General features: G+C 72.1%; 10 protein-coding genes. 9 read left to right on the plus strand and 1 reads right to left on the minus strand.

What is annotated here, in order from left to right; all coding sequences use genetic code 11:
• Positions 1-6: 6 nt before the first annotated feature.
• The 4 genes from OUQ99_RS27355 to OUQ99_RS27370 all read left to right on the plus strand — a co-directional run bounded on the left by OUQ99_RS27355 (position 7) and on the right by OUQ99_RS27370 (position 3,019).
• On the plus strand, positions 7-540 hold the full coding sequence (locus tag OUQ99_RS27355) for a DUF2617 family protein (RefSeq protein ID WP_267946646.1): 534 nt from the start codon (positions 7-9) through the stop codon (positions 538-540).
• A complete protein-coding gene (locus tag OUQ99_RS27360) occupies positions 537-884 on the plus strand; it encodes a hypothetical protein (RefSeq protein ID WP_267946647.1) in 348 nt (115 codons plus the stop codon). The genes OUQ99_RS27355 and OUQ99_RS27360 overlap by 4 nt, the downstream gene beginning before the upstream one ends.
• 66 nt (positions 885-950) lie before the next feature.
• Positions 951-1,379 (plus strand): DUF350 domain-containing protein, encoded by a 429-nt coding sequence (locus OUQ99_RS27365; protein WP_267946648.1) that lies wholly within the window; start codon positions 951-953, stop codon positions 1,377-1,379.
• A 74-nt stretch (positions 1,380-1,453) separates the two neighbouring features.
• Entirely contained in the window at positions 1,454-3,019 is a 1,566-nt protein-coding gene (locus tag OUQ99_RS27370; RefSeq protein ID WP_267946649.1) for a polyamine aminopropyltransferase, read from the plus strand.
• A 376-nt stretch (positions 3,020-3,395) separates the two neighbouring features.
• Here the strand turns inward: OUQ99_RS27370 and OUQ99_RS27375 are convergent, their stop codons facing one another.
• Positions 3,396-3,854 (minus strand): flavodoxin family protein, encoded by a 459-nt coding sequence (locus tag OUQ99_RS27375; RefSeq protein ID WP_267946650.1) that lies wholly within the window; start codon positions 3,852-3,854, stop codon positions 3,396-3,398.
• Positions 3,855-3,976: 122 nt separating this feature from the next.
• On the opposite strand from OUQ99_RS27375, the gene OUQ99_RS27380 reads away from it, so the two are divergent.
• The 5 genes from OUQ99_RS27380 to OUQ99_RS27400 all read left to right on the plus strand — a co-directional run bounded on the left by OUQ99_RS27380 (position 3,977) and on the right by OUQ99_RS27400 (position 10,383).
• Positions 3,977-4,864 (plus strand): hypothetical protein, encoded by an 888-nt coding sequence (locus OUQ99_RS27380; protein WP_267946651.1) that lies wholly within the window; start codon positions 3,977-3,979, stop codon positions 4,862-4,864.
• 363 nt (positions 4,865-5,227) lie between these two features.
• Positions 5,228-6,070 carry a nitrilase-related carbon-nitrogen hydrolase gene (locus tag OUQ99_RS27385; RefSeq protein WP_267946652.1) on the plus strand — a complete coding sequence of 281 codons (843 nt, stop codon included), beginning with the start codon at positions 5,228-5,230 and terminating at the stop codon, positions 6,068-6,070.
• 16 nt (positions 6,071-6,086) lie between these two features.
• Entirely contained in the window at positions 6,087-7,493 is a 1,407-nt protein-coding gene (hydA, locus tag OUQ99_RS27390) for a dihydropyrimidinase (RefSeq protein ID WP_267946653.1), read from the plus strand.
• Between the two features lie 19 nt (positions 7,494-7,512).
• Positions 7,513-8,520: a TIGR03842 family LLM class F420-dependent oxidoreductase gene (locus OUQ99_RS27395; RefSeq protein ID WP_267946654.1), complete on the plus strand. Its 1,008-nt coding sequence runs from the start codon at positions 7,513-7,515 to the stop codon at positions 8,518-8,520.
• Positions 8,521-8,817: 297 nt separating this feature from the next.
• Positions 8,818-10,383: an NCS1 family nucleobase:cation symporter-1 gene (locus tag OUQ99_RS27400; RefSeq protein ID WP_267946655.1), complete on the plus strand. Its 1,566-nt coding sequence runs from the start codon at positions 8,818-8,820 to the stop codon at positions 10,381-10,383.
• Positions 10,384-10,967 lie beyond the last annotated feature (584 nt).

Raw genomic sequence — 10,967 nt, forward strand, 5'->3', positions numbered from 1 at the left:
CCGCACGTGCGCGCGAGCATCAGCGCCCCCTTCGTCGACACCGGCGCGGACGACCTGGTCTGGACCCTGGGGCATCCGCCGACCGAGCCGCTGGCCTCCCGCTCCCTCCGGGTGGCGGGCGCCCGGGTCGAACTGCGCGTGCTGGGGGCCTCGCACCAGGTCGTCGTCGCGCCGGATTCCGGCGGAGGAGCCCTGGTGGAGACGGTCGCCTGCCTGCCCGGCCTGCCGGGCGGGCTCCCCGGACGCGCGGAACGCCCGGACCGGGGCGGCTACCGTTTCGACTCCCTCGTGGAGTCCCTCGCGCGCGACGAACTGGCCGACCGCGTGGAACGGCTCCACCGCGAGGTGGCCGATTCCCCCGGCGGACTCCTCGTCGCCTTCCCCGGCGACCCCCTGGCGATCACCGCCCTGCACCTGACCCCTCTCGGCGGTTCTCCCCTCGGCTGGCGCACCTGGCACGCCTATCCGCAGACAGGCGAACTGGTGACGACCACCTCGACGATGACCACTCCCCCCAGTCCGGAGAGATCCGCACCATGAACGCACACGAGGAAACCCACGAGAACAGGAACAAGATCATCACGGTGGTCGTCGTCGTCGGCGTCATCCTCCTGATCCTCATCCTGCTGAGCGCCTGCAACAACAACAGCAACAACTACTGCCCCGACGACGACGTCGTCGCCGTGGAGGGCTATGACGACGACGACTGCGAGGGGTCCTCGTCGGGCTCCGGCGGCGGCGGCGGTTTCTTCTTCTTCGGCGGAACCGGCGGCGGCTACCGGAACGACAACAGCAGCAGCTACAACAGCGGCAGCAACAACTACCGGAACGACAACGGCAGCGGCAGCAGCTACCGCGGCGGCGGCAGCAGCTTCGGCAAGTAGTCCCCGCGCCCCCGGGAGCCCCGCGACCGACAACCCGACGACGTCACCCCCTACACGGACAGGACCATGAACGAGATCCTCTTCAACTCCCTCGCAGCCCTCGCCTACGGCGGTGTGGGCATCGCCATCCTCGTGGCGGGCTACCTGATCACCGACCTGCTCACCCCCGGCAAGCTGCACCAGCTGATCTGGGAGAACCGCAACCGCAACGCCGTGCTGCTCGTGTCCGCGAACACGCTGGGCTCGGCCATCATCGTCACGTCGGCGATCCTGTCCAGCGACTCGGAGATGGGCCTGGGCGCCGGCCTGCTCTCGGCCGCGGTCTACGGTGTGATCGGCCTGGGCGTCATGGCCCTGTCGTTCCTGCTGATCGACCTCATCATCCCGGCCAAGATCGCCCAGATCATCAGCAACGACGAGCCGCACCCGGCCACCTGGGTGAGCGCCACCGCGCACGTGTCGATCGCGCTCGTCGTGGCCGCCGCCCTCACCTGACGCCCCCGGGAGCGCAGGGCCCCTGACCCCGGCCACCGCCCCGCCCGCACCACCACCACACGAAGGCATCCGCGTTGACTGAGAACACGACCCGCGCCCGGCCAGGACTCCCGGTCCCCGCCAGGGCCGCCAGGTTCCTGGTACTGCTGGCGGTGTTCATCTGCGCGGCCTGCGGCCTGGTGTACGAGCTGGCGCTCGTCGCCATCGGCAGCTACCTGCTGGGAAACACCATCACCCAGGCCTCCGTGGTGCTGTCCGTGATGGTGTTCGCCATGGGCGTGGGGTCGCTGCTGTCCAAGCGCTTCCAGGCCAGTCCCGCGGTGTCGTTCGCGGTGATCGAGGGCCTGCTCTCCCTGGTCGGCGGCCTGTCGGTGCTCCTGCTGTACGGGGCCTTCGCCTGGTTCTCCGCCTACCAGCCCGCCCTGGTGGTGCTGTCGTTCGTCATCGGCCTGCTCATCGGCATGGAGATCCCCCTGCTGATGACGCTGATCCAGAGGATCCGCAGGCAGGAGGCCTCGGAGGCGGTCGCGGACCTGTTCGCGGCCGACTACGTGGGCGGACTGATCGGCGGGCTGGCCTTCCCGTTCCTGCTGCTGCCCCTGCTGGGCCTGCCCCGGGGCGCGCTGGTGGTGGGGGCGCTGAACGCGGTGGTGGGCGTCGCGGTGGTGCTCTGGCTGTTCCGCTCGGAGCTGACCCGGCGCGCCTACGCGGGGCTGGGCCTCGGCCTGGCCGCCATCATCGCGGTGCTCGGCCTGGCCTACATGTACGCCGACCGGTTCGAGGTGGACGCCCGCCAGGCGCTGTACCGGGACCCGATCGTGCACGCGGAGCGCTCCGAGTACCAGGAGATCGTGCTCACGCGCTCTCTGGACGGCGAGGACGTGCGCATGTTCCTCAACGGGAGCCTCCAGTTCTCGACCCTGGACGAGTACCGCTACCACGAGTCGCTGATCCACCCCGCGATGGACGGCCCGCACGGGAACGTGCTGGTCCTGGGGGGCGGGGACGGCCTCGCCCTGCGGGAGGTCCTGGCCTACGACGACGTGTCCTCGGTGACGCTGGTGGACCTGGACCCGGCGGTGATCGAGCTGGCGTCCACGGACCCGGTGATCACGGAGCTGAACGGGGACTCGTTCGAGGACCCGAGGGTGGAGGTGGTCAACACCGACGCCTTCCAGTGGCTGCGGGAGAACGGGGAGGGCTTCGACGTGGTCGTCGCCGACCTGCCGGACGGCGACGACACCTCCACGTCCAAGCTGTACTCGGTGGAGTTCTACTCGCTCCTGCGGCACGCCCTCGCCGACGACGGCCGCCTGGTGGTGCAGGCGGGTTCGCCGTTCTTCGCGCCCGACGCCTTCTGGAGCGTGGACCGCTCGCTGGAGGAGGCGGGGTTCTCGACCACCCCGTACAACGTGGACGTGCCGAGTTTCGGGAACTGGGGGTTCTACCTGGCGGCCGTGGGGCCGGCGCCCGAGCTGGACGTGCCGGACGACGCTCCCCCGCTGCGGTTCCTGGACGAGCCGCTGCTGGACGCGGCGCAGGTCTTCCCGAGGGACCGGCGCGGGAGCGACGCCGAGGAGTCGACCCTGATGCACCCCCGGGTGATGGCCTACCACCAGGGCGCCTGGCGCGGTTACTGACGCCGCGCCGCCCCCCGGGGGCGCGGGGCCGGGGCGGCCCCGGCGCGCCCTCCCGTGGAGTGGACACCGCGCGGCCTGGAACTGTGGGCCAGTGGGCGGCCACGCGGTGGGTCTGTGCGGGGGCGGACGCCGAACCGGACGTTCGCACGTCGGCCCGCGACCGGGTCCATCCTGTCCCGGGGGCGGGCTTCCACGGGGTCGCCACGCCGCCCCGGTCCCCGCGCAGGCCAACCCCTTACCCAGACTTACCGCCCCTTTTCCGACAGGAGCCGGGAGGGGCGTCCGGCGTTCCGGTCGGGCCGCCGGCCGTCGCACGTCCGGTCCGGGCGTGGGACGGCCCGGCCCCTCGTGCGGAAGGACGCGGCCGGTCCCCGGGTCAGCCCCTCTCCTGGGCGGCGAGGGCGGTGACGGCGCCCAGCTCCCAGCATGCCTCGCGGGCGGCGGCGTCGGGGCTGCCGTGGACGGTGACCGGGGGCCGGTGGCGCTCCCATCCGATGCCCTTCGCGATGGACTCCACCGCGCGGACGGCTCCGGCGGTGTCGTTGTCCCCGTGCACGTAGAGGGAGTAGGGCAGCCCCTCGGTCTCCCCCTGGGCCGGGTAGAACACCGTGTCGAAGAAGTGCTTGAGCGCACCGGACATGTAGCCGATGTTGGCCGGGGTCCCCAGGACCAGCGCGTCGGCCCCGAGCAGGTCGCTGACGGTCGCGGACAGTGCCGCCTTCGACCGCACCTCCACCCCTTCGATATCGTCGTCGCGGGCACCGTCGAGCACGGCCCCCAACATCTCCCGGGTGGCGGGTGAGACCGTGTGGTGAACGATGAGAAGTCGTGCCATGCCCCCACAGTAGGCAGTCGAACGCGTCTGGAACTGTCGGCCTCCGGCCGGCGTCACACTCAGCACGGGCAAGACGGCCCGGCCGCCTCCCGACCCGCCCGCAGCAGAAAGCCAGGACCTCCATGAGTCAGCCTCCTCCCCCGAACGGCCCGTACCAGGGACCTCCGACCGGTGGCCAGCCGCCCATGGGCCCTCCCCCGCCGGGTGGGCCCTACGGCCCCGGCGGCCCGTCCGACGGCTACCCCTCCGGGCCCTACGGCCCTCCCGGGGGTGACCCCTACGGTCCCCCCGGCGGTGACCCGTCCGGACCCTACAGCCCTCCCGGCGGCGACCCGTACGGTCCCCCCGGCGGCGACCCCTACGGCCCTCCCGGCGGAGGCCCGTACGGCCACCCCGGCGGACCGGGCGGGCCCTACGGCCCCGGCGGCCCCCAGCCCCCCTACGGCCCCGGCCCGCAGGGGCCGAAGAAGAGCTCCCCGTGGCTGTGGGTCGGCCTGGGCTGCGGCGGCCTGTTCGTCATCGGCGTCATCCTCGTGGTGCTCATCGCCTTCGTCTTCAACGACAGGGACGAGTCGGGCGGCACCTCCACGACGGTCACGACCGAGAGCCCCAGCGAGGGCTCGGGCGAGTCCGGCGGCGGTACCGGCGAGACCGTCGAGCACAACGGCATCCTCTACACGATCACCGGCACCGAGGTCACCGACGAGGTCGGCGGTTACACCGCCGACGGCGAGTACGTCATCGTGCACCTCGACGTGGCCTACGCCGGCACCGACACGTTCTGGCGCGACGAGCAGCACCTGTACACGTCCTCCGGCGAGCAGTTCGAGGAGGACTACGACGCCACCGGCACGCTCGGCGACTCCATGTGGAGCGAGCTGCCCAGCGACGGCACCCCGGTGAGCCTGAGCATCGTCTTCGACGTGCCCGCGGCCGCCGACATCACCCACATCGGGCTGAGCTCGGAGACGTACGGCGGGGACGAGATCGAGGTCGAGCTCAGTCCCTGACCCGCACCCTCCCCCCGGGTACGGGGCCGAGCGTGAACGGGGCCGTCGGAATCCCTTCCGGCGGCCCCTCGCCGTGTCCGCCGGAGACATGTGCGGTTCCCTGAAATTTCTCGGGAAAACGGCGCGAAACCTGTGTTTTCCTCCGAATTGTTTTCACCCGGAAATGCCATTACGCCCCTGTTGTGCACGATGAGAAAAACGGAAACACCGACTTATCACATGAACGGGGATGTCGAACGTTGACCCCCCGTTCCCCTCTTCTCTAAGGTGCGACTCTCACGCGCACCGCCCGCCGCGCCCACCGCACGACCACCGGCGCGAGCAGGGAGTACGCGGGCCCACCAGCCGAGGAGCGAGGGAACCATGCCGCACAACGTCCGCGCCGCGCTCGTCCAGACGGAATGGACGGGCGACACCGAGTCCGTGCTCGCGGCCCACGAGGAGTACGCGCGCGACGCGGCGGCGCAGGGCGCCCGGATCATCGGTTTCCAGGAGGTGTTCAACGCGCCCTACTTCTGCCAGGTGCAGGAGGCGGAGCACCACCGCTGGGCGGAGCCCGTCCCCGACGGCCCCACCGTCACCCGGTTCGCGGCCCTGGCCCGGGAGCTGGGCACCGTGATGGTGCTGCCGGTCTTCGAGGTCGAGAAGCCCGGCTTCTACTACAACACCGCCGCCGTCGTCGACGCGGACGGCTCCTACCTCGGCAAGTACCGCAAGCACCACATCCCGCAGGTCGAGGGCTTCTGGGAGAAGTACTACTTCCGTCCCGGCAACCTCGGCTGGCCCGTGTTCGACACCGCCGTCGGCCGCGTCGGGGTCTACATCTGCTACGACCGCCACTTCCCGGAGGGATGGCGGGCGCTCGGCCTGGCCGGGGCGCAGCTGGTGTACAACCCGTCCGCGACCAGCCGCGGCCTCTCCGGCCACCTGTGGAAGCTCGAACAGCCGGCCGCCGCGGTGGCCAACGCGTACTTCGTCGCCGCCATCAACCGCGTGGGCGTGGAGGAGTACGGCGACAACGACTTCTACGGAACCAGCTACTTCGTCGACCCGCGCGGGCAGTTCGTCGGCGATGTCGCCTCGGACACCTCACCGGAGCTGGTCGTCCGCGACCTCGACCTCGACCTGGTCGACCGGGTCCGGCAGCAGTGGGCGTTCTACCGGGACCGCCGCCCGGACGCCTACGGTCCGCTGGTCGAGGGCTGAGAGGGGGAGAAGAGCCGTGGAACGCACCGTCATCAGCGGCGGCCTGGTCGTCACCGCCTCCGAGGAGGTGGAGGCCGACGTCCTCGTCGAGGGGGAGCGGATCGCCGCCCTCGCCCTGCGCGGCAGCGAAACCGCACGCTCCTGGGCCGAGAGCGGAGCCCGCACCGTCGACGCCGCCGGCCACTACGTGGTCCCGGGCGGGGTCGACGGCCACACCCACATGGAGATGCCCTTCGGCGGCACCTACTCGGCCGACACCTTCGAGACGGGCACCCGCGCCGCCGCCTGGGGCGGAACCACCACCATCGTCGACTTCGCCGTCCAGGGCCGGGGGCGGTCCGTACGCGCCGGGGTGGACGAGTGGATGGCCAAGGCCGAGGGGAGGTGTGCGATCGACTACGCCTTCCACGCGATCCTGTCCGACGTCGACGAGTCCTCCCTGAGGGAGACGGACGCCCTGGTGGACGAGGGCGTGACCTCGTTCAAGCTGTTCATGGCCTATCCCGGCGTGTTCTACAGCGACGACGGCCAGATCCTCCGCGCCATGCAGCGCGGCGCGTCCAACGGCGCGCTGACCATGGTGCACGCCGAGAACGGCATCGCCATCGACGTGCTGGTCGAGCAGGCCCTCGCCGAGGGCAGGACCGACCCCCGCCACCACGGGGAGGTGCGCAAGGCCCTGCTGGAGTCGGAGGCCACCCACCGCGCCGTCCAGCTCGCCCGCGTCGCCGGATCGCCCCTGTACGTGGTGCACGTGTCCGCCCGGGAGGCCGTGGAGGAACTGGTCCGGGCCCGCGACATGGGCCTCAACGTGTTCGGGGAGACCTGCCCGCAGTACCTGTTCCTGTCCACCGACAACCTGGCCGAGCCGGGCTTCGAGGGCGCCAAGTACGTGTGCTCCACGCCGCTGCGCCCGCGGGAGCACCAGGAGCACCTGTGGCGGGCCCTGCGCACGAACGACCTGTCCGTCGTCTCCACCGACCACTGCCCGTTCTGTTTCAGCGGGCAGAAGGACCTGGGCGTCGGCGACTTCTCCAAGATCCCCAACGGCATGCCCGGGGTGGAGCACAGGATGGACCTGCTGCACCAGGCGGTGGTGGAGGGCCGCATCGACCGGCGCAGGTGGATCGAGATCGCCTGCGCCACCCCGGCCCGCATGTTCGGCCTCTACCCGTCCAAGGGCACGATCTCGCCCGGCGCGGACGCCGACATCGTCGTCTACGACCCGCGCGCGGAGCATGTCCTGTCGGCCGCGACCCACCACATGAACGTGGACTACTCGGCGTACGAGGGCAGACGGGTCACCGGGAGGGCGCGCACGGTCCTCTCGCGCGGCCGCGTCGTCGTGGACGGCGGCGCCTACCTGGGTGAGGCCGGCCACGGCCGGTACGTGCCCCGCTCCACCTGCCAGTACCTGATCTGACCGCCCGAGGGGACACGACATGGACTTCGGACTCGTCCTCCAGACCGACCCGCCCGCCGACCTGCTGGTCGAGCGGATGGTGCGCGCCGAGGCCTACGGCTTCACCCACGGGTGGACCTTCGACTCGGTCGTGCTCTGGCAGGAGCCGTTCGTCATCTACAGCCGCATCCTGGAGCGCACCGAGCGCCTGGTCGTGGGACCGATGGTGACCAACCCGGGCACACGCGCGTGGGAGGTGACCGCGTCGCTGTTCGCCACCCTGAACGACATGTTCGGGAACCGGACGGTGTGCGGGATCGGCCGGGGCGACTCGGCGATGCGGGTGGCGGGGCGCAGGCCCGCGACGCTCGACCGCCTCTCCCTCGCGATGGGGGCGATCAAGGACCTGGCCGAGGGCCGGGAGGCGGAGGTGGACGGCACGCCCATGCGCCTGCCGTGGGTCCGCGGCGGCTCCCTGCCCGTGTGGATGGGCGCCTACGGTCCCAAGGCGCTGGACCTGGCGGGGCGCCGGGCCGACGGGTTCGTCCTCCAGCTGGCCGACCCGTACCTGACCGAGTGGATGGTCGCGGCGGTGCGGGCGGCCGCGGCCGGCGCCGGGCGCGACCCCGCGTCGGTGAAGGTGTGCGTGGCGGCCCCCGCCTACGTGACCGACGGCTCCCCGGAGGCGCTGGCGCACGCGCGCGAGCAGTGCCGGTGGTTCGGCGGGATGGTCGGCAACCACGTCGCCGACCTGGTCGCGCGGTACGGCGAGTCCGGCGCCGTACCGCAGGAGCTGACCGACTACATCCGGGCCCGCGAGGGGTACGACTACAGCCACCACGGCCGGGTGGACAACCCCGACACCCGGTTCGTCCCGGACGCGATCGTGGACCGGTTCTGCCTGGTGGGCCCGGTCGAGGAGCACGTCGCCAAGCTCGAACGGCTGCGGAGCGCCGGTGTGGACCAGTTCGCGGTCTACGCGATGCACGACGACGTGGACGGGGTCGTCGAGGCCTACGGCCGCGACGTGGTCCCCGCCCTCTCCTGAGGCCCGGGAGCACCTGGCCGGGCGGGCCGCGGGGAGGCGGACGGCGTCCCCGGGGCGCGGCCCGGCCACCCCGTCCGGGCCGCGCGCAGGCGCCCGCATGCCGTTCCGGCGCCTTGCGGGGCCCGGTTCCCGAGGCACGCGGGGAGACGTCGTCGCACCCCGGGTGACGTGCGAGGATATTCGGTGGCCTATGCACAATCCGGACTTTCCGTGCATACTGCCGGGCTCCGCCCCCGTGGACCCGGCGCCGCTCCCCCACCCCGCTCCCCACCCAGCACCACCGAAACCAGGTGTCCCGTGACCCAAGCCCCGCCGTCCCCGGAATCCGCCGTCGTCACCCATCCCGACGGACGCGTGTCCCTGGCGGAGGGCTCCGCCCTCCCCGAGAGCCCCTTCGTCAACGCCGACCTCCAGCCGGTCCCGATCTCCCGGCGCGACTGGGGCACCGGCAGCTTCACCGCCCTGTGGGTGAGCATGTCGGTCAGCATCCCGGCGTGGACCCTGGCCAGCGGCCTGATCGCGGCCGGCATGGACTGGCGGCAGGCGATGCTCGCCGTCGTCCTCGGCAACCTCGTCGTGCTGCTGCCGATGGTGCTGACCGGCCACGCCGGAGCCAAGTACGGCATCCCGTTCCCGGTGTTCGCCCGTGCCTCCTTCGGCCTGCGCGGCGCCAACCTGCCCGCGCTGCTGCGCGGCGCGGTAGCGTGCGGCTGGTACGGCATCCAGACATGGGTCGGCGGCCAGGGCGTGTACGTCCTCGTCGGTCGCCTGCTCGGCGACGGGTGGACCGGCGCCGCGCAGGTCGGCGGCAACCCGTGGACCCTGTGGCTGTCCTTCGGCCTGTTCTGGGCGGCCCAGCTCGCGATCATCCTGTGGGGCATGGAGGGCGTGCGCCGCGTCCAGGTGTGGGCCGCGCCGCTGATGGTCGTCGGAGGCCTGGCCCTGCTGGCGTGGATGGCCGTCGAGGCGGGCGGCGTCGCCCCGATGCTCTCCCTGGACTCCGGTGAGGCCCTGGACTGGGGCCCGTCCTTCTGGGCGCTGTTCTTCCCGTCCCTCATGGGCGTCATCGGCTACTGGGCGACCCTGACCCTGAACATCAGCGACTTCACCCGGTTCTCCGCGTCGCAGCGGGCCCAGGTCGTGGGCCAGACGCTCGGCCTGCCCACCACGATGACGCTGTTCTCCCTGCTGGCCGTGATGGTCACGGCGGGCACCGCCTCCGTGTACGGCGAGCCGCTGTGGAACCCGATCGACATCGTCGCGCAGATGGGCAGCGGGCTCGGCCTGCTCTTCGCGGTCTTCGTCGTGCTGCTCGCGACGGTGTCCACCAACATCGCCGCGAACCTGGTCGGCCCCGCCTACGACCTGGCCAACCTGAGGCCGAGGCTGATCAGCTTCCGCACCGGAGCGGTCATCACGTGCTTCCTCAGCGTCCTCATCTTCCCGTGGAGGCTGCTGGAGAACGAGAACGTGTACATCTTCACCTGGCTCGGCACCGTGGGCGGCGTCCTCGGCACGGTGGCGGGCATCCTGCTCGCCGACTACTGGCTGCTGCGCCGCACCAGGATGAACCTGGCCGCGCTGTACGAGCGCGGCTCGGAGTACTGGTACGCGCACGGGTGGAACTGGCGCGCCCTCGCGGCGTTCGGGATCGGCACGGTGCTCGCCGTGGGCGGATCGCACTCCCCCGAGGGCTCGGGCCCCTTCCCCGCCGACGGCCTGATCCCGGTCCTGGCCCCGCTGGCCGACTACGGCTGGCTGGTCGGGCTCGTCAGCGCGCTGCTGGTCCACTGGGCGCTGGGCGTGTTCCTGCCCGACCGGCGCGCCGGCGGCCGGCGGGCCGCGGAAGACCCCGCCGACTGACCGGACCGCCCCACAGGTCCCGGGGCCGCGCCGGTGTCCGGCGCGGCCCCGCCGCGTGCCGGGCCGCCGGCCCGGAGGCGTCCGCCGGCCCGGGCGCACTCCCGTTCCGGTGGGATTGGACACCCTCCCGGCCGCGGGGCGCGCCCCGGGGCCCGGCGCCCCGGCCGGACGGCGGGCGGTCCAGGTCGGGCACCCGCCGGGGCCGGACGCGCGGACCGGGTTCGGCGCGTCCGCGGACGACCTGCGCGCACGGGCCGTCAGGGACTCTCCCCTGGCCACGGTGGTCCCACCGGCGCCGGCGTACCCCTTCGCCGCGGGCGCGGGGCGAATGACTGCTATCACACGAGAAGAAGGTGCTTCGGCGGGTTAGGTAGTGTTCACCTGTGTGTTCCCACTACGTGGATATATCCGGCTGTCCGGGCGAACCGTTCCCCTGGGGAGGGGCGTTAGCCCAGGAGTCGGCCCACGAGTCCCGCTCCGGGTGCCCGACACGCGTCCCGCACTCCGTTCACACAGGGGCCACCGGCCGTCCTACCGCACCGTGGCGGGTGGGCGGGCGATGTCACCCGAACAGGGGTCACAGG

Source organism: Streptomonospora nanhaiensis (assembly GCF_026642255.1).
GTDB lineage: Bacteria > Actinomycetota > Actinomycetes > Streptosporangiales > Streptosporangiaceae > Nocardiopsis > Nocardiopsis tropica.

Bases quoted from the DNA above. Each gene is read 5' to 3' on its own strand.
- OUQ99_RS27360 (WP_267946647.1), top strand. From the start codon at position 537: ATGAACGCACACGAGGAAACCCACGAGAACAGGAACAAGATCATCACG.
- OUQ99_RS27365 (WP_267946648.1), top strand. From the start codon at position 951: ATGAACGAGATCCTCTTCAACTCCCTCGCAGCCCTCGCCTACGGCGGT.
- OUQ99_RS27375 (WP_267946650.1), bottom strand. From the start codon at position 3,854: ATGGCACGACTTCTCATCGTTCACCACACGGTCTCACCCGCCACCCGG.
- OUQ99_RS27380 (WP_267946651.1), top strand. From the start codon at position 3,977: ATGAGTCAGCCTCCTCCCCCGAACGGCCCGTACCAGGGACCTCCGACC.
- OUQ99_RS27385 (WP_267946652.1), top strand. From the start codon at position 5,228: ATGCCGCACAACGTCCGCGCCGCGCTCGTCCAGACGGAATGGACGGGC.
- OUQ99_RS27395 (WP_267946654.1), top strand. From the start codon at position 7,513: ATGGACTTCGGACTCGTCCTCCAGACCGACCCGCCCGCCGACCTGCTG.